The organism is Rothia sp. 32237D007AR, assembly GCF_053544675.1.
On the sequence record NZ_JBPPUO010000001.1, the window covers coordinates 275,819 to 295,677 of the forward strand.

Below are 19,859 nucleotides of genomic sequence, written 5' to 3' on the forward strand. Positions count from 1 at the left end.
CTTATGGCTAAGGTGAGCCTTCAGGCACTTGAGGACGCTGCAGCCTGCTTGGTGGCTACAGCTGCGGCGTTGAGCCGGGGAGAGCATGCCCTGGGTGCGGACGCTGGCACCCAGCTGGCTACCGCCGAGTCTTTGACTGGGGGTATGGTGGGGCAGATGATATGCACTGTTGCTGGTGCTTCTGCTGTTTATCGGGGCGGTGTTATCTCCTATGCCACTGAGGTTAAGGCCTCTATCTTGGGGGTGCCCGCAGATTTGTTGGCTGAGCGCGGGGCTGTAGACCCTGATGTGGCAGTTGCCATGGCGCAGGGAACTACCCGAGTCTGTGGAGCTGATTTTGGGGTGTCTACTACTGGGGTTGCTGGGCCAGAACCTTGTGATGGGAAACCGGTGGGGCGCGTCTATCTGGCTGTGGCTCACCCGGTTAGTGGGGGCGTGCGTGTGCTGGAGAAGAACTACGCTGGTAGTCGCGGGGAGATTCGCGCCCAGGCTACTTGTGATGCTCTGACTCTGTTGAGAGAATTTATTTTAGAGACCAGCAGGTGAGCTCCCAGGAAGTTTTCAGATGAATTTTTCAGCTAACCGGGAATGAAACCACAGTTGCGTGGGGTTATATAGATGTAACGATGAAAAAATCGTAAGTAAACGAAATATTTTTCAGATCAGCTGACGAAAGCGCGCTTATGCGCTAGGCTGAACACAAGGAGCTTCTGATCTACCAGAAGCAGAGCAACCAGGAGATTGGTATAAAAATGACTAAGCAGCCCGTATCCGTGAACGGTGTGGTCCGTTGGAAGGATGTGGGTCAGACTGAGAACGCTGCCCCCGCCAACGACACCGGTAAGGTAATCCTGCTCCGCCACGCTATCGGCGAAGTTCTCCGCGATGTTCGCCAGCGCCAGGGTCGCACCCTCCGCGAAGTTTCCCACTCAGCCCGAGTATCACTGGGCTACCTCAGTGAAGTTGAACGCGGCCAGAAGGAAGCCTCATCAGAACTGCTGGCATCCATCTGCCAGGCGTTGGACATCTCCCTTTCAGCTATGCTGGCTGAGGTTTCAGCTCGCATGGCTGTGGAAGAAGGCTTCTCGGTGCCCGATACTGTACCTGCTGAATTCTCAGAACAGTTCAAGCGTGAATACGGTATCGCCGCAACCTCAAGCCGCGATATTCCTGCCGTCGAGCACCCCATGGCAGCTCGATAAACTATCGGCTTCTTTAGGCTAAAAGATAGAGCCGAGCCCGCAGAAGGGCTCGGCTCTCTTTGCGCCCTGTACCTTAGAGGATGGAAAATCATGAAGCTCAGTGAATTTTGGGCCGCTATGGACCATGAATTCGGGCCGGTTTATGCCCGCCATCTAGCCCGTGACCTGGTACCTGGGGATTTTGGTGATTTAACGGCCCAGCAGGCTCTGGATGCCGGTGCCAGCGTGCGCGAGGTCTGGTTGGCTATCTGCCGTGTGCAGGATGTGCCACCGGAGAGGCAGTTGGGGCCTGATGTTGAGGCTCGGCCCTAAGTTAGAAAACTATTCGTACTTGATAGAAAATGTGTTCGAATTCCTGTAGGGTTGTGAACAAACGACTGGCAGCCCGCGACACATAATCGGGTTATCCACAGATTTTCAAAATCTTCGCGCTGAACCCTTAAAGTGTCAGCCCTAGGTATTAGCGTGGTAGCCAGAGAAGAAATCTCGCACCGCGATAAGAAATGAGGAACATACATGGCAGCGAAAGCTCGCATGCAGTCAGTAGGCCAGGTGCCCGCCGAAGGCCGCGAAAAGGCCCTCGAAACCGTCCTTGCTCAGATTGATAAGAACTATGGCAAGGGCTCTGTAATGCGCCTGGGCGACCGTGAAACCGCCAAGGTAGAGACCATCTCAACCGGTGCTCTGGCGCTAGATGCCGCACTCGGTATCGGCGGTTTGCCCCGCGGTCGCGTGGTAGAAATCTACGGCCCTGAGTCCTCCGGTAAGACCACTGTGGCCTTGCACGCTGTTGCTAGCGTACAGAAGGCAGGCGGCATCGCAGCCTTCATTGACGCTGAGCATGCCCTTGACCCGGTCTACGCAGCCAAGCTGGGTGTAGACACTGATGCCCTGCTCGTCTCCCAGCCCGATACTGGTGAGCAGGCCCTAGAAATCATGGATATGCTGGTGGGCTCTGGCTCCATCGACATTATCGTAGTTGACTCGGTTGCAGCCCTGGTGCCCCGCGCTGAAATTGAGGGCGAAATGGGTGACTCCCACGTGGGTCTACAGGCTCGTCTGATGTCTCAGGCTCTGCGTAAGATCACCGGTCGCCTGTCTGCCACCAACACCACCGCTATCTTCATCAACCAGCTGCGTGAAAAGATCGGTGTCTTCTTCGGCTCCCCTGAAACCACTACCGGCGGTAAGGCCCTGAAGTTCTACGCCTCAGTGCGTATCGATATCCGTCGTATCGAAACCCTCAAAGACGGTGCTAACCCCATTGGTAACCGTACCCGCGCTAAGATCGTGAAGAATAAGATGGCTCCGCCCTTCAAGCAGGCCGAGTTCGATATTCTCTACGGTGAAGGAATCTCCGTTGAGGGTGGCATTCTTGATCTTGCTGTTGAGCACAATGTGGTCAAGAAGTCCGGTGCCTGGTTCACCTACGAGGGTGACCAACTGGGCCAGGGTAAGGAAAATGTGCGCCGCTTCCTCAAGGACAACCCTGAGCTGACCGAAGAGATTAAGTACAAGACCATGGTTAAGCTTGGCATCATCGAGGGTGAAGAGGAAGAGCAGGGTGAGGTTGAGCCCAGCACCTCCGCTGACCCGCTCGATGATATCTCTGAGAACTTCTAAACTCACCACAGTGAGCTCATAGCCGCCACTACCAGGCCTATGCCAGGTAGTGGCGGCTTTCGCCATAAAACGATGCAGGCAAAGAGGAGGGCAGCATGACTAGCGAAAACCCACTGACCGATTTTCTGACCCCCGAAGAATACCCAGCCTGGCACCCAGCCGCCCAAGGCCTTAGCGAAGATGTGCCGGGGGAGTCTGGCACCTATACCAGTGAACGACCAGCCACCCCCTACACCGGTAAAGCATCATCTGCAGTCGGTAGCAGTCATAGTGCGGGGCACATAAGTGAGAGAAGTGAGGGCGAGCGCCCAAGCAAGTACACCCGCCGCCGCAACCCCAACCTCAAAAAAGGGTTCCGCAAGCCACCTGCCAAATACGCTGCCCGCTCGCCCTTCGCACCTGCTATCGGGGCGGCGTCCGCACCGGCGGCCCAAGCCTCCCGGCGTAAACCTTCCCAGCCCCTCTTTCGTGAAGGCTCAGCCTTGAACGAGCCGGTGACCGATGAGGAGATGCTGGTACAAGGCGTTACCCCCATGCCTGAGAGACGAGGCCGGGGTAGTAGAGAGCCTGAGAGCGAATTTACGCGGGCTAAAAATATTGTGCTCAACCAATTGGCTGCTTCACCTAAATCGCGGGCCATGCTAGAGAAAAAGCTGGTTGAGAAAGACATCTCGGCAGAGGTGATTGAGGATATCCTGACCCGTTTTGAAGCGGTCAACCTTATTAATGACGCCGAGTTCGCTGACCTGTATGTGCGCACCCGTATGAATGTGAAGAAGCTATCGCGTTCAGCTATCCGGCGGGAGTTGAAGACCAAGGGCGTTGAGGGTGAGCTGGCTGAGCTTGCCCTAGAGCAGAGAACTGAAGAAGATGAGCGCGCGGACGCCCACGAGCTGGTGCGTAAAAAACTACGGCCCTCTATGAATCTAGGCGACCGTGCGGAGAAAGATAAGGTTATGCGCCGCCTAGTAGCTATGCTAGGCCGCAAGGGCTACCCGGCAGGTCTAGCTTTTAGTGTGGTGCGTGAAGAGGTCGAGAGCTACGCTCAGGAAATGGGTATGAGCGATGAAGGAGGGTACAGCTACTACGACTAACTGGGCGTGAACCGGATGAATCTAAGGGCTAGTGGTCGCCGTCATGAATTGTGCAGGCGTAGATGATGAGAACACTGCGCCTCTTATATTCGGTTACTTCGTAGATGAGGCGGTGCCTTCGACTATGCCCATGCTTCATCGGACCATAGCTTATTCATCGATTAGTCCATGCTCTGTTAGCTGGCCTCCTTTGACCTGGCGAACAGAACGTCGTAGATGTTTGAGATTGTTCTCAGATGTGCAATGCACCCTTAAAAAGGGGGATTGGGAAGAGAAATCACATTCCAATTGCTTTGTTCTACCCTTATTGCCTGCACCGCTACCATCGCTACAGCTAAGTGAGTATCGTCCTGCATACTTCTGCAGGGGTTCGGGGCTATCTGCCGGTGCCCCTCCCTCTCTGCGAGTAAGCGCAGGCCCCTGAAAGCGAGCTGGGGCGTATCTACCCAAGTCTCCAGGGCCTGCCGGGGTGTGGCGTCCGCCCCAAAAGCCCGGCCAGAAGACGCACAAAAGCGGGAGAATCTACGGGCTGCTCCACCGGGCTAGGGCAGTAGGCACTTGCAGCCTGGGCTGCACGTGATGCAAAGAATGAGGAAGAAGGGCGAACCGGCATAGAGCCCAGAATATCAACCTAGTAGACTGTACGGGTGAGTATTGACCTGAACACCGACAAGCCCGTGGCTGTACCTAAGACCCGCACCTATGAGGTGCGTACCTTCGGCTGCCAGATGAACGTCCACGATTCTGAGCGTATGAGCGGTCTGCTTGAATCCTCAGGCTATGCGCCCGCAGAAGAAGGAACCACCCCCGACCTCATTGTTTTTAACACCTGCGCTGTGCGTGAGAACGCCGATAACAAGCTCTACGGCAACCTGGGCCAGCTCGCCCCTCTCAAGCGCGAAAACGAGGGCATGCAGATTGCTGTGGGTGGCTGCCTGGCGCAGAAAGATCAGGACGCCATTATAAAGAAGGCCCCCTGGGTTGATGTGGTCTTCGGTACCCACAATATTGGTTCCCTGCCGGCCCTGCTGGAGCGTGCCCGTCACAATAACGAGGCCCAGGCAGAGCTGCTTGAAGCCCTTGAGGTTTTCCCCTCCACCTTGCCAACCAAGCGCGACCACGTGTACTCGGGCTGGGTTTCTATCTCGGTGGGCTGCAATAACACCTGCACCTTCTGCATTGTGCCCTCCCTGCGCGGTAAGGAAGAAGACCGTCGCCCCGGTGAGATCCTGGCTGAGGTTCAGGCCCTGGTTGACGATGGCGCTATCGAGGTGACTCTACTGGGCCAGAACGTCAACTCCTACGGTGTGGGCTTTGGCGACCGTCAGGCTTTCTCTAAACTCCTGCGGGCCTGCGGTGAAATTGAGGGGCTGGAGCGCGTGCGTTTCACCTCCCCCCACCCGGCCATGTTTACCGACGACGTAATCGACGCTATGGCCGAGACCCCCAACGTCATGCCTGTGCTGCACATGCCCTTGCAATCTGGCTCCGATAAGGTGCTCAAAGACATGAAGCGCTCCTACCGTTCCAAGAAATTCTTGGGCATCTTGGAGAAGGTGCGTGAGCGCATCCCTGAGGCTATGATCACCACCGATATTATTGTGGGTTTCCCCGGCGAGACCGAAGAGGACTTCCAAGAGACTCTGCGCGTGGTAGAAGAAGCCCGATTCTCCTCTGCCTTTACCTTCCAGTACTCCATTCGCCCCGGAACCCCGGCTGCCACCATGCCCAACCAGGTGCCCAAGGCGGTGGTACAAGAACGCTATGAGCGTCTGACCGCCTTGCAAGACCGCATCGCCGGGGAAGAGAACCGCAAGCAGCTGGGCAAGACTGTTGAGCTGATGGTCACCGCTGAGTCCGGCCGTAAGGCAGAAGAAACTGGCCGTCTTTCTGGGCGGACCCGTGACCAGCGTCTGGTGCACTTCACCGTGCCGGAAGGCTGCCAGACACCCCGCCCCGGCGACCTGGTGACCCTGCCCATCACCGAGGCAGGTTCCTTCCACCTGATTTCTGACCCCACAGCCGACCAGTATTCGGTGCGCCGCTCCCGCGCAGGTGACGCCTGGGACCGCGCCCAGGCCGACTCCTGCGGAACCGGCACCACCCAGGTGCCCGGCAGCCCCGTTTCTCTAGGCTTCCCCACCTTCAAGCCCGCCCGCTAACCCATGACAGGAAAGGACGCCGGCAACAACTCCCTACCCATTATCGCCGTAGTGGGCCCCACCGGCTCAGGCAAAAGCGCCCTCGCTATCGAACTGGCCCAGGCCCTGGGCGGAGAATGCGTCAATGCTGATTCCATGCAGTTTTACCGGGGCATGGATATCGGCACCGCCAAGGTCACCCATCAAGAAATGCAGGGGGTGCCCCACCACCTGCTCGATATTCTCGATGTGACCGAAGAGGCTTCGGTGGCAACCTTCCAGGCTCAGGCCCGGCAGGTTTTTGATGAGATTCGCGCTCGCGGGCACTACCCGATTCTGGTGGGTGGTTCTGGTCTTTATGTGCGGGCTGCCCTGGATGTTTTGGATTTCCCTGAGACTGATCCGGCGGTGCGGGCCCGCCTGGAGGCTGAGCTGGCGGGCTCTGGCCCCGGCCCCCTGCTGGAGCGGCTAGGCCAGGTTGATCCCGTATCAGCTGACCGGGTTAAGGATGACCGCCGTCTGGTGCGTGCCTTAGAGGTTTTTGAGGTGACAGGCCGCCCTTTCTCATCCTTTATGCCTACCCGCACCTATTGTCAGCCGGCTCTGCAGATTGGTTTGAATGGGGATCGTGCCCAGTTGCATCAGCGGTTGCATGAGCGGGTTCTTGCTATGGAAGAGGCCGGGCTGCTGGCTGAGGTTCAGGCTCTGGAGGCTCAGGGGCTGCGTCAGGGTAAGACTGCCCCGGCCGCTATTGGCTACCGGGAGTTCCTTAAGGTTTTGGACGCTGCCCGCGGCGCTCTGCCGGCTGGGGAGGATTATTCTGTGGCTCAGGCGGTTGAAGATACTGTTACTGCTACCCGCCAGTTTGCCCGCCGCCAGCTCACCTGGTTCAGGGCAGATGAGCGGGTGCACTGGTTGGATTGGTCCAGCCCTACCCTGCGTGATGAGGCTTTGGCCATCGTTGCGGACTATCAGGCATTAAACTAAAGAAGAAAAGCGCCTACAACCGAAAGGCAAAACCCGTGGCAACCCACACCGTAGAAACCCCCGTCTGGGGCGATTTGACCGGCAAGACCCTGACCAAGGGGCAGGCGACCGGCAATGATTTCATCTTCGTCACTGACCCTCAAGGTAGTCTTGATCTACCGGCAGAGCTTATTGCTAAGGTCACTGACCGCCACTTTGGTATTGGCGCTGATGGCTTTATCCGGGCGGTCAAGACCGAGCATCTGGACTTTGCCTCTCACCTGCTAGAAGAAGCCCCTGAGGCTGTCTGGTTCATGGACTACCGTAACGGTGATGGTTCTATTGCCGAGATGTGCGGCAACGGGGTGCGCGCCTTCGTTGACTACCTGCTGGCCGAAAAACTGGTTGAGCTTGAAGAGGGCGGGCGCCTGCTGATTGCCACCCGTGCTGGCATTAAGGCTGTTGGCCGCACTGAGGACGGCTACGCTATCGACATGGGCCCCTGGGGTTTCATCAATGGGGATATGGCACGCGATAACGGTACGGACGCCCAGGTCACCGCCAAGGGCCTGCGCACCCCCCGCGGGGCCCTGTCTATCACCATGGGCAACCCTCACACGGTGGTCATGCTGGGTACAGACGGTAAGCTCGATGGGCTGAACCTGCACGAGGCCCCTAAGGTTTCACCTAACCCGCCTGAGGGCACCAACGTGGAGTTCGTTGTGCCAGAAGAAATTTCAGCAGAAGATGGTGACCCTGCCACCGAAAATATTGGTTTGATCCGCATGCGCGTACACGAGCGCGGTGTGGGGGAGACTCTCTCTTGCGGTACCGGTGCCTGTGCGGCGGCTGCTGCTACCCGCTTCTGGGGTGGAGACGAGGCCCCCGATGAATGGCTGGTGCGCGTACCTGGCGGCACCTTGGCCGTTACTTTCGTGCTAGGCCCTGATGACCTGGAACATGTGGTGCTGGCTGGGCCTGCCGCTATGACCGGCAAAGTACTGCTAGGTTAGACGGCTAGATCTGGCCGGTGCACCTGGAGGATACGGAAGCCCTTTGAGGTAGCGTAACGGGCTACCACAAGGGCGGGGAAGGTTTCAGCTAGCCACTTCTGTAAGGAATCTGAGCCCAGATTCTTTTGCACCACCAGGTAGGCACTGCCACCGGGGGCCAGACGGGGGAGCCAGGTGCGCATAATGCTGTGGAGTACATCCTTACCCACACGAATGGGCGGGTTGGACCAGATAGTGTCAAAGGTGAGGGACTCATCTAACGCATCGGGTGCAGTGACCGTCACGTTGGTTAGGCCCAGGCGCTCAGCGTTCATTCTGGTGAGCTGGGCTGACCGGGAATTGACCTCAACCCCGTAGATTTGAGCCTGGGGCGCTGCCATGGCCAAGGTCAGGGTAATTGGGCCCCAGCCACACCCGATATCGAGCATGCGCGCCCCCTGCGGGGCAGGGGCCTCATCAAGAAGAATGCGGGTTCCTTTATCAACCCCACCCGGGCTAAAAATACCGGGGGCGGTGAGCACCTGCACCCGGCGTCCGCCTAGCTCAACGGTCACCGGCTGAGGAGAAAAATCGCCGGTAGGGTTCTCAGAAAAATAGTGCGCACTACTCATAGACGTTCATTCTACGCTAAGCCCCTGCCCATACCGCCCTAGAAAAGCTAGAATAGAAGGACGCTTTAAACCACCTCGAAAGGTACTATGACCGAGACTTCAACCCCCAGCAATGACCCTAAACTTCCCTCAGATGAACAGCTCAGGCTGACGGTAGACCGCGTGCTGGGGCGGGCACAGAGCAACGGTAGCGTGCTCGATGAGCGGGCCCGCGAACTCTCTAATAACCAACGTGAACATTCTGAATACGACGGCGACCAGGTTGACCTTGAAGAACGCCGGGCCCTACGCCGTGTAGCGGGCCTATCAACCGAACTCGATGACGTCACCGAAGTTGAATACCGCCAGCTCCGCCTAGAACGCGTAGTCCTGGCCGGTGTCTGGTCAGAAGGCACCCTGGAAGAAGCCGAGAACTCCCTGCGTGAACTGGCTGCACTGGCTGAGACCGCCGGTTCTGAGGTGCTTGATGGCCTGGTGCAGCGTCGTCTCAAGCCCGACCCTGGCACCTACTTAGGTTCCGGTAAGGTGCTGGAACTTAAAGACATTGTTGAGGCTACCGGGGCTGATACCGTGATTGTGGATGCCGAGCTGGCTCCCTCCCAGCGCCGCGCCATTGAAGATATTGTCAAGGTCAAGGTTATTGACCGTACCGCCCTGATTCTCGATATTTTCGCCCAGCACGCTAAATCGCGTGAAGGTAAGGCCCAGGTTGAGCTGGCCCAGCTTGAATACATGCTGCCGCGTCTGCGCGGTTGGGGTGCCTCTCTGTCCCGTCAGGCTGGTGGCCGTGCCGCAGGTGGTGAGGGTATTGGTTCTCGTGGCCCTGGTGAAACCAAGATCGAAATGGATCGCCGCCGCCTTCGCTCCCGTATGGCTAAGCTTAAGCGAGAGATCGCTGCTATGGCCCCTGCCCGTGAAACTAAGCGTCTTAACCGTAAGCGTAACCGGGTGCCCTCGGTGGCTATTGCCGGTTATACTAACGCCGGTAAGTCTTCCCTGCTCAATCGTCTGACGGACGCCGGTGTGCTCGTTGAGAACGCCCTCTTCGCTACCCTTGACCCCACCGTGCGTAAGGCCCAAACTCCGGACGGCGTGGGCTACACCCTCTCAGACACCGTTGGTTTTGTGCGCGCCCTGCCCACCCAGCTCGTTGAGGCCTTCCGCTCCACCCTGGAAGAAGTCGCCGATGCAGATGTGATTGTGCACGTGGTCGATGTCTCCCACCCTGACCCGGAGGGGCAGATCCATTCGGTACGCCAGGTCATCACCGAGGTTGATGCCCAGAATATCCCCGAAATCATTGTGCTCAACAAGGCTGATGCCGCTGACCCCTTCGTCATTGAGCGTCTGCGCCAGAAGGAGCCCAACCATGTGGTGGTATCAGCTCGAACCGGTGAGGGCATTGAGGAACTGAAGCAAAAAATTGCTGACACCATTCCTCGCCCCTCTATCGAACTTCACCTGCTGGTGCCTTTCTCCGCCGGGGGCGTTGTCTCCCGCCTGCACGAATGGGACGCTGAAATTCTGCGGACCGCTTTTGTGCAAGATGGCACCTATGTGCAGGCCCTAGTCCGTGAAGAAGTGGCCTCTGATTTATCTGAGTACGTTATTGAAGGTGACCTGCTGGAAGTGCTGCAACCTGAAATTGATGACGCTATCGCCGCAGGGGCGGTCGAAACCCAGCGCGCATGAACGACCACGTCACCGCACCCACCGGGCAGGAGCTAGAAACCCTGCCCGGTGCCCAGCCCGTCCTACACCTGCTCGATACCGTAGTAGAACGCTCCGGGGGCCAAAGACGCGACGGCCAGCGCACCATGGCAGCTCATGTGGCCCGCTCCCTAGATACCGGCAAGCACCTGCTGGTTCAAGCAGGCACCGGAACCGGGAAATCCCTGGGCTACCTGGTACCTGCCATTCATGCTGCCCAAACAGCAGAGAAACCTATCGTGGTGGCAACTGCGACTCTGGCCCTCCAATCTCAGATTGTTAACCGCGATATTCCGCGTCTGCTTGAATCCTTGGGCGATGAGCCTGAACACGAAACCGATGTGGCTATCCTCAAAGGCCGCAACAACTATGTCTGCCTGCACAAACTCGAAGGCGGCTACCCTGAGGAGGACGGCGACGCCCTCTTCGATATGGACCCAAGCACAGGTGCCACCGGCCCTGCCGGAAAACTGGGGGAGGAAGTCGTCCGCCTGCGCGCCTGGGCTCAAACCACTGATACCGGTGACCGTGATGAACTTTTACCCGGTGTAAGTGACCGCGCCTGGCGGCAGGTTGCAGTGACCGCCTCAGAGTGTTTGGGTAAAAAGTGCCCTCTGGTTGAAGAATGTTTCAGCGAAATGGCTCGGGCCCGGGCAGCAGAGTCCGACATCGTTATCACTAACCACGCCCTTCTGGCTATTAACGCCTTTGAGGGTGCTGCGGTGCTGCCTGACCACGATATCGCCATTATTGATGAGGCCCACGAACTAGCAGACCGGGTGACTGGTGCGGTCACTGGAGCCCTCTCACCGGCCGCTATTACCAAGGTTGCCCGCAGCCTTAGACGGCACACAGATGCGGACCATAAGGCCCTGGAGCAGGCGGCGCTGGCGCTAGATGATTCACTTAACGGGGTTCCCGCTGAGATGATGCCTAAGGGCCTGCCTGACCGGGTGGCTGCCGCCATGGAGCGGGTGCGTGATGCTGCCCGTCAGGCTCTCACTGATACTAAGAGCGGGGATAAGGACGGGGACGCCGGCCGCCAGATGGCTCGTGCCGCCTTGACTGAGGTGCACGAAACATCCGAGAAAATGTTGACAGCTGACCCCCTCTACCAGGTGATTTGGGTGTCTCGTACGGGTTCTTGGGAGCCTGGTAAGGGGTATGTGGCCGCTGCTGATGATGACCCCGCAACCTTGAACATTGCCCCTATTTCTGTAGCTGGTCACCTGCGTGAGGGGCTTTTTGAGAACCGCACCGTTGTGCTGACCTCTGCCACACTGACGGTGGGGGAGAGCTTTGACGCTGCTGCTGGTGCTCTGGGGCTGATGGGTAAGGAGGCCCCCCGCTGGGACGGCATTGACGTTGGCTCACCCTTTAACTACCCCAAGCAGGGTGTGCTCTACCTGGCCTCTGATCTGCCTAAGCCTGGGCGGGGCGTGTCGGTAGAGCAGCTTGATCGTATCGTTGAACTTGTCACTGCCTCCGGTGGTGGTGCCCTGGGGCTTTTCTCTTCTAAGCGCGGTGCTGAGCTGGCTGCTGAGTATGTGCGGGAACGTACTGATATGAATATTCTTTTGCAGGGTGAGTCTTCTTTGCGTGCCCTGGTCAAGGAGTTCACGGACGATACTGACTCTTGCCTTTTTGGCACCATGAGCCTCTGGCAGGGCGTGGATGTTCCCGGTGATTCCTGCCGACTGGTGATGATGGACCGTATTCCTTTCCCTCGCCCCGATGATCCTTTATCGCAGGCACGGGCCCGTGCTGTGGCGTCCGCTGGTGGTAATGGGTTTATGGCTGTTTCTGCCTACCATGCTGCGGTGCGGATGGCTCAGGGTGCGGGGCGCCTGGTGCGGTCGGTGGGTGATAGGGGAGTTGTGGCGGTGCTCGATTCACGGATTGCCACCCAGCGGTATGGTTCTTACCTGGTGAAGTCTCTGCCGCCTTTTTGGACGACCACGCGTAAGGACGTCGTGCTCGGGGCTCTAGAACGCCTGAAGCAGTCTATTGGCCAGTAGTAGAGGGGTTTGCCCTGCCAAGCTGCCATGCCGTTTATAGTTTGGGCCGTTGATAGGTAGCCCTGGTGATAAACAGGTCTGTTTATAGACTGCGCAGAACAGAGACGACCTTGCCCATGATGGTGGACTTATCACCCAAAATGGGCTCGTACTGGGTGTTCTGGGGCAGCAGCCAGGTGTGCCCGTCTCGCTGACGGAAGGTTTTGACGGTGGCTTCGTCATCGAGTAAGGCAGCGACAATATCACCGTTGTGTGCGGTGTTCTGGGCACGTACTACTACCCAGTCACCGTCGCAGATTGCAGCATCGACCATAGAATCACCCTTGACCCGCAGCATGAAGAGGTCGCCTTGACCTACTAGCTGGCGGGGGAGGGTCATCACATCTTCGATAGCCTGCTCAGCGGCGATGGGGGAACCTGCTGCGATTCGACCCACCAAGGGGACTGTTGCAAGGTTGTCATCAGTCTGTGCGAAGGTGGGCACAATCGGTAGGGTGATGACGTTGGTCTCTGGCTTGGCTTCTTCAGGTGAAGGTTCACCGCTGAGAATTTCGATAGCGCGGGGGCGCTTGGAGTCGCGTCTGATATAGCCCATCTCTTCTAGACGGGAGAGCTGGTGTGTGACTGATGAGAGTGAAGCTAAACCAACGATGTCACCAATTTCACGCATGGATGGCGGGTAGCCGTGCACCTCGATAGCGTTGGAGATGGCGTCCAAAATTTTTTTCTGGCGGGCAGTGAGGGGGCGAGAGCCCTTGTGGGGCGGGCTTGCCGGAGTCTGCGCAGTTCGTTCGCTCACGGTATCTCGTCTCTGTTGGTTCTTAAAATGTCAGCCACCCGGTGTTCACTATCAAGTGGTCTTCTAAGACTATGCCAAGCCAACAGCTTATTCAAACATTTGTTCTAATTTTTCTCGACTATGTTCGATTTTTCTGATAGAACATAGATACGAAGAAATCTTAGAACAAACATTCGACTTTCGGTTGAATGTTTGAGCGTGAATCAGGAGAAAGACTTATGAGCACCATCGCCTTGCCCGAGTTTATGGCTCGTACTTCTTTGAAGAAGCCCCTTGATCAGGCTGCTACTTTTACCATTAGCCAGGGGGCTCAGCCCGTAGCCTCAGCCGGAGCTCTGCGACAACCTCAATACCGTATTCGTTTTGCATCGCCCACCCCTGCGCACCGCGTACCTGCACACCCCGCACCTACCCGCCCTGCACCTGAGACTGCTTCACGAGACCAATCTTCTTTATCTACCTCTTCTGCCCTGGCTCAGAAGCCTGCGGTGGCCACGGCGCCACGGGGCTTTGCAGGGCCAGGTCACACAAAGGGCGTAAAATATCAGAAGATTCGCCTCACCCGCCGCGGCCGTCTAGTGTTTAGAGGCCTACCACTTCTTACAATGCTGGCCCTGGTTGTTCTGGGTGCCCTAACCCTGCTTGCGCCGGGGGAGGCTAAGAGCGCTACTGCCGATTCGGTGACGCCGGTGAGCCGTACAGTCACTGTGGTGCACGGGGATACTCTCTGGACGATTGCCGCAGATGTGGCACCAGAAGAAGATAACCGCGACGTCATCACCCGCATCATGAAGATTAACGATCTCACCAGCGCCCAGCTGGTACCTGGCCAGACCCTTGAAGTTCCTCTCTATCACCAGGGGCGATAAGGGTGATAAGGGGGTGAGCCTATGTGCCAGGTGGTGCAAAAGAATGCAGGGCAAGGCCTAGGTCGGTACACTAGGGGAGTGACAGAAAATACCACAGCACTCCAAGCCCTGCCTCTGCGCGATGATTTGCGGGGCCGTTCGCCCTATGGCGCGCCCATGATTGATGTTCCGGTAACCCTAAATGTTAACGAGAACACCCACCCTATGCCGCAAGAAGTTATCGACGCCATCACCCGTGATGTAGCCCAGGCCGCTGCAACCCTGAACCGCTACCCCGATCGCGAATTCGATACCCTCAGAGCAGAACTGGCCGACTATCTAGGGCATGGCCTGACCCCTGAAAACATCTGGGCTGCGAACGGGTCTAACGAGATCCTTCAGCAGCTGATGCAGGTCTTCGGTGGCCCTGGCCGTTCGGTGATGAGTTTTGTGCCTACCTATTCCATGTATCCCCTGCTGGCAGATGGTACCAATACCGCTTTTATCGCCGGTACTCGTGCCGCCGATTACTCACTGAGCGCGGAATCAGCAGTTCAACAGGTCACCGAACATACGCCCTCCATCGTCATTCTCTGCTCACCCAATAACCCCACCGGCACAGGCCTGGGCTTGGATGTGATTGAAGCTGTCTACGATGCAGTAGCAGCCTACAACGGTATTGTTGTGGTCGATGAAGCCTACGCCGAATTCGCCCAAGACCGCACCCAGAACGCCCTGACCCTGCTACCTGGCCGCCCCAACCTGGTTGTTACCCGCACCATGAGCAAGGCCTTCGCCCTGGCAGGTGCCCGCCTGGGCTATTTTGCTGCTAATCCTGCCGTTGCGGACGCCGTTCGCCTGGTTCGCCTGCCCTACCACCTCTCTGCCGTCACCCAGGCAACAGCGGTTGCCGCTCTGCGCCACCGCACCCAGCTACTAGCTAACGTAGACGATATCCGCGCCCAGCGTGACCGTATCGTAGAGCACCTCACCGGCCTGGGCTTAGAACCGGCCATATCAGATTCCAACTTCGTCTTCTTTGGTGGGCTCAAAGACGAAAAAGCGGCCTGGAACTACCTGCTAGAGCGTGGCGTCCTTATTCGAGATAACGGTATCGCCGGTTACCTGCGTGTGACCGCTGGAACCGAAACAGAAACCAGCGCTTTCTTAGAACACCTCACCGACTATATACAGACCTACGAGCGTTACACGCCAGAGACATCCCTATAGAACCCCGGCAAAACCCCTCAGAAAAAGAGACAGACATGGCAGTATCTACTGAATCATCCACCGGCCTTGGCCCCCGTATTGCAAAGATGGAACGGGTGACCAGTGAGTCATCCGTGAGCGTCGAAATCAACCTCGATGGTACCGGCGTATCAGAGATCGATACCGGTGTCCCCTTCTACGATCACATGCTCACCGCCCTCTCAAAGCACTCCCTGATTGATATGACCATCAAGTGCACCGGCGATACACATATCGATGTGCACCACACTGTTGAAGATACCGGCATCGTGCTAGGTGAGGTGCTCCGCCAGGCACTAGGTGATAAGGCAGGTATCCGCCGCTTTGGCACTGCCACCGTGCCCCTGGATGAGGCGCTGGCCTCTGCTGTGGTCGATATTTCTGGCCGCCCCTACCTGGTGCACACCGGGGAGCCTGAAGGCTTCGAATACCACCTGATTGGTGGCCACTTCACCGGCTCAATGGTGCGTCACGTCTTTGAGGCCTTCGCCTACCACTCCGGAATCTGCCTGCACATCACCCTAGAGGGCGGGCGCGACCCCCACCATATCGCTGAGGCCCAGTTCAAGGCCCTGGCCCGTGCCCTCCGCCAGGCCGTTGAGCCAGACCCCCGCCACTCCGGTATTCCCTCAACCAAGGGAGCCCTCTAATGAGCGAGGCTACAGGGCAGAAGCCTACCGTCACGGTTCTGGACTATGGGGCAGGGAACGTGCGCTCAGCCGTCCGCGCCCTTGAAGAAGCAGGGGCGCAGGTAGTGCTCTCCCGCAAGGAATCAGATGTGCTGGGAGCTGACGGTCTGGTCGTACCCGGTGTGGGTGCTTTTAAGGCCGTCATGGACGGGCTAAAAGAAGCAGACGCTATCCGCATGATCGGCAGACGTGTTGCTGGTGGACGCCCCGTGCTTGGTATTTGCGTGGGCTTACAAGTCATGTTCGAAAAAGGTGTAGAACACGGTGTTGAGACTGATGGCCTGGGCGAGTGGCCCGGCACCGTTGAAAAGCTCAAAGCTGAGGTCGTACCGCACATGGGCTGGAATACTGTGCGCGCCCCTGAAGGGTCACAGCTCTTTGCCGGTATCGAGAATGAGCGCTTCTACTTTGTGCACTCCTATGGGGTGCAAGAGTGGGCTTTTGACCAGAATAACGAGGCTATGCTCCCGCCCCAGGTCACCTGGGCTAACCATGGTGGTGACTTCATTGCCGCAGTTGAAAATGGGCCCTTGAGCGCAACCCAGTTCCACCCTGAAAAGTCTGGCGAAGCCGGTATCCGCCTGCTTAAGAACTGGATTACTTCCCTTCCGATTACCGGGCGTTTGGGCCAGGCCCAGTAGGGTGTATGGGCTGAAACTTCTGGCCTGCTACCCATTACTTTCAATCTAGATTTTTACTTCCACAACTTCCAAGGAGATAACAATGACTGACCGCCTCGAACTGCTACCGGCAGTTGATGTAGCTAACGGCCAGGCCGTGCGCCTGGTCCAGGGCGAAGCTGGCTCAGAAACCAACTACGGTTCCCCCGTTGAAGCAGCCCTAGAGTGGCAGAATGCCGGTGCTGAATGGTTGCACCTGGTTGATCTGGATGCTGCCTTTGGCCGAGGCGATAACATCGACATTCTCACCGAGGTGGCCCAGGAGCTCACCATCAAGATTGAAATGTCTGGCGGTATTCGCGACGACGAGTCACTAGAGCGGGCTCTCTCCCTTAACCCTGCCCGCATTAACCTAGGAACTGCCGCCCTAGAAAACCCCGAGTGGACCCGTAAAGTCATCGCCGAGCACGGCGACATTATTGCTGTTGGCCTGGATGTGCGCGGTGACGTACTGGCTGCCCGCGGCTGGACTAAGGAAGGCGGCAACCTCTGGGAGGTACTTGACCGCCTGAATGAGGACGGCTGCGCCCGCTACGTTGTCACTGACGTAACCAAGGACGGCACCTTGCAGGGCCCCAACCTGGAACTGCTGCGCAAGGTTGCTGAGCGCACCGATAAGCCGGTGGTTGCCTCTGGCGGCATCGCTACCCTAGATGATATTGCGGCTTTGCGGACCATGGTGCCTTATGGTGTTGAGGGTGCTATTACCGGTAAGGCTCTTTACGCTGGCCAGTTCACCTTGGCTCAGGCCCTAGATGTTGCAGGCCGTCCCTAGTGGCAGATTTTTCTGACCGGGTGCACCGGGCTCATACTCATGGGCACGGTCACCCTGGTAACCCCAGTGCACCACGCCGCCAGGTGCCTGCCCATATTGCTGCCCAGTTGGCGTCCGCTGGCCAAAAAAATGATACGGGCGGTCAGCCTTGGGAGGGGCGCAACCTGGGGGAGGGCACTAGCCATACCCACCAGTTCCCTGGCGATGATGGTACTACTGACCCTGCCTTGCTGAGAGCCTTTGAGGCTTTTGCAGCGGGTGAGGTTGATGAAGTAGCTGTGGTTGATGCTCTGCGCTCTGTGCGTATTTTTGCCCCTGTGGTTGCCCAGTTGTCTCAGGCTGAGATTACTGAGCAGGGTTTGGTCTCAGATAAAGAGTCAGAGATGGCTTTGGTGAGTATTCAGGCACCGGACGGGCGCCGTGCCCTGCCTGTTTTCACTCATGTAGATGCGCTCACTAGGTGGCATGATATGGCCCGCCCGGTTGCCGCAGATATGCGTAAAACTGCCCTGTCTGCTGTGGAAGATGAGAACCAGCTTATTGTGGTGGACCCTGGGGCCAATCTAACCTTTGTAGTGCGCCGCCCGGCCTTTTGGGCGATTGCTAAGGGTGAGCCCTGGGTGCCTTCTTACCGTAACCCTCAGGTTGCTCAGGAATTGAGGAACATTGCTGCGCCTATATCTGCGGTGGTGGCGGTTGAGGCAGCCCCCGGCAGCGGCGTCTATTCGCAGACTGCGGGCGGACGCCTGCTGGCAGGGGGCGGTCACGGGCCGGAGCTGAAAATTATGCTCACTCTTCGCCCTGGCCTCACGCAGGAGCAGGTTAACCAGACTGTGCGTACTTTTCAGGAGGGGCTTGCCCTTAACCGGGTGGTTGCTGAGCAGGTTGATTCTGTGCAGATTGCTTTAGCGTCGGCTTAGAATACTGGGCCGGTGAATTTTTCGCCGGGGCCCTTGCCGGGGGCATCCGGGTAGGGGGAGGCCTCGCGGAAGGCTAACTGTAAGGAGCGTAGCCCATCGCGTAGGGGAGCTGCGTGTTGTGAGCCGATTTCTGGGGCGGAGGCGGTGACGAAACCTGCCAGGGCGGTGATGAGTTTGCGGGCTTCATCGAGATCTTTGAGTTCGTCGGCGTTCTCTTCGGCTGCTAGCCCGCATTTGACGGCGGCGGCGCTCATAAGGTGAACAGCGGCGGTGGTGATTACCTCAACCGCAGGGACCTCGGCAATATCTCGCATCTGGGAGTTGATTTCTTCAACCTCTTCAGCAGTTACACCATCGGGTAGCTGCTTGCTCTGGTGGGAGGGTTCTTCAAAACGGTAGCTGGTTTCCTTACTCATGTTTACTAGAATCTCACATCAACCCTACCCAGTGTGAATTACTCGTCACAGTTACCCTGGCTCCTGGCGTCCGCCTCTGAGAAAGAGGGGTGAAACCCTTGTATTTGCGCGCCTTATCCAGTAATGTTAAATGCTGTTTGCAAGTGGAACTTATATTCCCACCCGATGTTGCTAGTTTTGGCGACCGGGTCAGCACCCAGGCTTCCGTAAGGGAGACGAGAGGGAAAGCTGCGCCGTATGTTGGCGTGCCTGCCCCCTTGTTCTGGGTAGGTAACTGAAGCCTCCGCTTGCCAAGCCGCAACCGGGGGCTTTTTTCAACCCCCACAGAAATTCACGGGGGACACCCCGCCACAAGCAACAGGAGCTTTGTCATTAGCGATCCACGCATCAACGACCGCATTCGCGTCCCGGAAGTTCGACTCGTCGGCCCCGGCGGTGAACAGGTCGGTATTGTCCGCGTAGAAGATGCACTGCGTCTTGCTCAGGAATCTGACCTCGACCTGGTTGAGGTTGCTCCTAACGCTAAGCCGCCTGTGTGCAAGCTTATGGACTTCGGTAAGTACAAGTATGAAGCCGCAGTCAAGGCACGTGAATCTCGAAAGAAGCAGGTTAATGCTTCTTTGAAGGAAATCCGTTTCCGCCTCAAAATTGACACCCATGACTACGAAACCAAGGTAGGGCACGCACGTCGTTTCCTTTCCGGCGGTGACAAGGTCAAGGCTATGATTCAGTTCCGTGGTCGTGAACAGCAGCGCCCCGAGATGGGTGTGCGTCTGCTTGAACGCATGGCAAACGACCTCACCGAGGTTGGTACTGTAGAGTCCAACCCCCGTGTTGATGGCCGTAACATGGTGATGGTTCTTGCTCCGCTGCGCGGTAAGCAGGAGGCCCGCCGTGAAAGCCAGAAGTCAGGTGGCCGCAAGGGTCGCGAACGCGTCAACACCACTGAGGCAACCCCTGTGACTAATTCCCTGGCAGATGCAATGCCTGCGGAACTTAAGGCACAGGCGTCAGCCGAATAGGAGCTGTTTAGACACCAGGCGCGGGCTCGTGTAGGGTTTCGTGCTTGGTCGTCGTTCGCTCTGCCGCTGTTCTTACTGAAAAGT

Annotated in this window: 19 protein-coding genes and 1 pseudogene; 17 read left to right on the top strand and 3 right to left on the bottom strand. The window is 57.6% G+C overall.

Annotated features, from left to right (window positions below; translation table 11 throughout):
- The first annotated feature begins 3 nt into the window (after positions 1-3).
- The 8 genes from ACED87_RS01280 (at position 4) to dapF (ending at position 8,039) form a co-directional block, all read left to right on the top strand.
- Positions 4-546: a CinA family protein gene (locus tag ACED87_RS01280; RefSeq protein WP_449081829.1), complete on the top strand. Its 543-nt coding sequence runs from the start codon at positions 4-6 to the stop codon at positions 544-546.
- A gap of 206 nt (positions 547-752) precedes the next feature.
- Positions 753-1,202, top strand: a complete 450-nt coding sequence (locus tag ACED87_RS01285) for a helix-turn-helix domain-containing protein (RefSeq protein ID WP_449081830.1) — start codon at positions 753-755, stop codon at positions 1,200-1,202.
- A 90-nt stretch (positions 1,203-1,292) separates the two neighbouring features.
- On the top strand, positions 1,293-1,514 hold the full coding sequence (locus tag ACED87_RS01290; protein WP_449081832.1) for a DUF3046 domain-containing protein: 222 nt from the start codon (positions 1,293-1,295) through the stop codon (positions 1,512-1,514).
- Between the two features lie 204 nt (positions 1,515-1,718).
- Positions 1,719-2,825: a recombinase RecA gene (gene recA / locus ACED87_RS01295; protein WP_449081834.1), complete on the top strand. Its 1,107-nt coding sequence runs from the start codon at positions 1,719-1,721 to the stop codon at positions 2,823-2,825.
- A 95-nt stretch (positions 2,826-2,920) separates the two neighbouring features.
- Complete coding sequence (locus ACED87_RS01300; protein WP_449089489.1) at positions 2,921-3,919, top strand: regulatory protein RecX; 999 nt, start codon at positions 2,921-2,923, stop codon at positions 3,917-3,919.
- 647 nt (positions 3,920-4,566) lie between these two features.
- On the top strand, positions 4,567-6,081 hold the full coding sequence (gene miaB, locus ACED87_RS01305; protein ID WP_449081838.1) for a tRNA (N6-isopentenyl adenosine(37)-C2)-methylthiotransferase MiaB: 1,515 nt from the start codon (positions 4,567-4,569) through the stop codon (positions 6,079-6,081).
- Positions 6,082-6,084: 3 nt separating this feature from the next.
- Entirely contained in the window at positions 6,085-7,047 is a 963-nt protein-coding gene (gene miaA / locus ACED87_RS01310) for a tRNA (adenosine(37)-N6)-dimethylallyltransferase MiaA (protein ID WP_449089490.1), read from the top strand.
- Positions 7,048-7,082: 35 nt separating this feature from the next.
- Complete coding sequence (dapF, locus tag ACED87_RS01315; protein ID WP_449089491.1) at positions 7,083-8,039, top strand: diaminopimelate epimerase; 957 nt, start codon at positions 7,083-7,085, stop codon at positions 8,037-8,039.
- Here the strand turns inward: dapF and ACED87_RS01320 are convergent.
- Entirely contained in the window at positions 8,036-8,650 is a 615-nt protein-coding gene (locus tag ACED87_RS01320) for a class I SAM-dependent methyltransferase (RefSeq protein ID WP_449089492.1), read from the bottom strand. The genes dapF and ACED87_RS01320 overlap by 4 nt on opposite strands.
- Positions 8,651-8,737: 87 nt before the next feature.
- Between ACED87_RS01320 and hflX the strand changes: the two genes are divergently transcribed.
- Positions 8,738-10,342, top strand: coding sequence for a GTPase HflX (gene hflX, locus ACED87_RS01325; RefSeq protein ID WP_449081845.1), 1,605 nt, complete (start codon positions 8,738-8,740; stop codon positions 10,340-10,342).
- The gene (locus ACED87_RS01330; protein WP_449089493.1) at positions 10,339-12,378 is read left to right on the top strand and encodes an ATP-dependent DNA helicase; all 2,040 of its coding nucleotides are present in this window, start codon (positions 10,339-10,341) and stop codon (positions 12,376-12,378) included. Before hflX ends, ACED87_RS01330 begins: the two co-directional genes overlap by 4 nt.
- An 82-nt stretch (positions 12,379-12,460) precedes the next feature.
- Here the strand turns inward: ACED87_RS01330 and lexA are convergent.
- Positions 12,461-13,120: pseudogene (lexA, locus tag ACED87_RS01335) on the bottom strand (transcriptional repressor LexA); the annotation flags it as partial.
- Positions 13,121-13,395: 275 nt separating this feature from the next.
- Between lexA and ACED87_RS01340 the strand changes: the two are divergent.
- The 6 genes from ACED87_RS01340 (at position 13,396) to ACED87_RS01365 (ending at position 18,337) form a co-directional block, all read left to right on the top strand.
- Positions 13,396-14,046 carry a LysM peptidoglycan-binding domain-containing protein gene (locus ACED87_RS01340; protein WP_449089495.1) on the top strand — a complete coding sequence of 217 codons (651 nt, stop codon included), beginning with the start codon at positions 13,396-13,398 and terminating at the stop codon, positions 14,044-14,046.
- A gap of 78 nt (positions 14,047-14,124) precedes the next feature.
- Positions 14,125-15,255 carry a histidinol-phosphate transaminase gene (locus tag ACED87_RS01345; protein ID WP_449089496.1) on the top strand — a complete coding sequence of 377 codons (1,131 nt, stop codon included), beginning with the start codon at positions 14,125-14,127 and terminating at the stop codon, positions 15,253-15,255.
- A 35-nt stretch (positions 15,256-15,290) separates the two neighbouring features.
- Positions 15,291-15,923, top strand: a complete 633-nt coding sequence (gene hisB / locus ACED87_RS01350) for an imidazoleglycerol-phosphate dehydratase HisB (RefSeq protein ID WP_449089497.1) — start codon at positions 15,291-15,293, stop codon at positions 15,921-15,923.
- Positions 15,923-16,603 carry an imidazole glycerol phosphate synthase subunit HisH gene (hisH, locus tag ACED87_RS01355; protein ID WP_449081853.1) on the top strand — a complete coding sequence of 227 codons (681 nt, stop codon included), beginning with the start codon at positions 15,923-15,925 and terminating at the stop codon, positions 16,601-16,603. The genes hisB and hisH overlap by 1 nt, the downstream gene beginning before the upstream one ends.
- Positions 16,604-16,685: 82 nt before the next feature.
- Positions 16,686-17,417, top strand: coding sequence for a bifunctional 1-(5-phosphoribosyl)-5-((5-phosphoribosylamino)methylideneamino)imidazole-4-carboxamide isomerase/phosphoribosylanthranilate isomerase PriA (gene priA / locus ACED87_RS01360; protein ID WP_449081855.1), 732 nt, complete (start codon positions 16,686-16,688; stop codon positions 17,415-17,417).
- Entirely contained in the window at positions 17,417-18,337 is a 921-nt protein-coding gene (locus tag ACED87_RS01365; RefSeq protein WP_449089498.1) for an SseB family protein, read from the top strand. The genes priA and ACED87_RS01365 overlap by 1 nt, the downstream gene beginning before the upstream one ends.
- Here the strand turns inward: ACED87_RS01365 and ACED87_RS01370 are convergent.
- Complete coding sequence (locus ACED87_RS01370) at positions 18,334-18,651, bottom strand: DUF1844 domain-containing protein (RefSeq protein WP_449089509.1); 318 nt, start codon at positions 18,649-18,651, stop codon at positions 18,334-18,336. The genes ACED87_RS01365 and ACED87_RS01370 overlap by 4 nt on opposite strands.
- Positions 18,652-19,040: 389 nt before the next feature.
- Here ACED87_RS01370 and infC point away from each other — a divergent pair, with 389 nt between their 5' ends.
- A complete protein-coding gene (infC, locus tag ACED87_RS01375) occupies positions 19,041-19,775 on the top strand; it encodes a translation initiation factor IF-3 (protein ID WP_449089499.1) in 735 nt (244 codons plus the stop codon).
- Positions 19,776-19,859 lie beyond the last annotated feature (84 nt).

Excerpts from the sequence above, each read along its gene's own strand:
- ACED87_RS01280 (WP_449081829.1), top strand. The coding sequence starts at position 4 with ATGGCTAAGGTGAGCCTTCAGGCACTTGAGGACGCTGCAGCCTGCTTG.
- ACED87_RS01285 (WP_449081830.1), top strand. The coding sequence starts at position 753 with ATGACTAAGCAGCCCGTATCCGTGAACGGTGTGGTCCGTTGGAAGGAT.
- ACED87_RS01290 (WP_449081832.1), top strand. The coding sequence starts at position 1,293 with ATGAAGCTCAGTGAATTTTGGGCCGCTATGGACCATGAATTCGGGCCG.
- recA (WP_449081834.1), top strand. The coding sequence starts at position 1,719 with ATGGCAGCGAAAGCTCGCATGCAGTCAGTAGGCCAGGTGCCCGCCGAA.
- ACED87_RS01300 (WP_449089489.1), top strand. The coding sequence starts at position 2,921 with ATGACTAGCGAAAACCCACTGACCGATTTTCTGACCCCCGAAGAATAC.
- miaA (WP_449089490.1), top strand. The coding sequence starts at position 6,085 with ATGACAGGAAAGGACGCCGGCAACAACTCCCTACCCATTATCGCCGTA.
- ACED87_RS01320 (WP_449089492.1), bottom strand. The coding sequence starts at position 8,650 with ATGAGTAGTGCGCACTATTTTTCTGAGAACCCTACCGGCGATTTTTCT.
- hflX (WP_449081845.1), top strand. The coding sequence starts at position 8,738 with ATGACCGAGACTTCAACCCCCAGCAATGACCCTAAACTTCCCTCAGAT.
- ACED87_RS01330 (WP_449089493.1), top strand. The coding sequence starts at position 10,339 with ATGAACGACCACGTCACCGCACCCACCGGGCAGGAGCTAGAAACCCTG.
- ACED87_RS01340 (WP_449089495.1), top strand. The coding sequence starts at position 13,396 with ATGAGCACCATCGCCTTGCCCGAGTTTATGGCTCGTACTTCTTTGAAG.
- hisB (WP_449089497.1), top strand. The coding sequence starts at position 15,291 with ATGGCAGTATCTACTGAATCATCCACCGGCCTTGGCCCCCGTATTGCA.
- hisH (WP_449081853.1), top strand. The coding sequence starts at position 15,923 with ATGAGCGAGGCTACAGGGCAGAAGCCTACCGTCACGGTTCTGGACTAT.
- priA (WP_449081855.1), top strand. The coding sequence starts at position 16,686 with ATGACTGACCGCCTCGAACTGCTACCGGCAGTTGATGTAGCTAACGGC.
- ACED87_RS01370 (WP_449089509.1), bottom strand. The coding sequence starts at position 18,651 with ATGCGAGATATTGCCGAGGTCCCTGCGGTTGAGGTAATCACCACCGCC.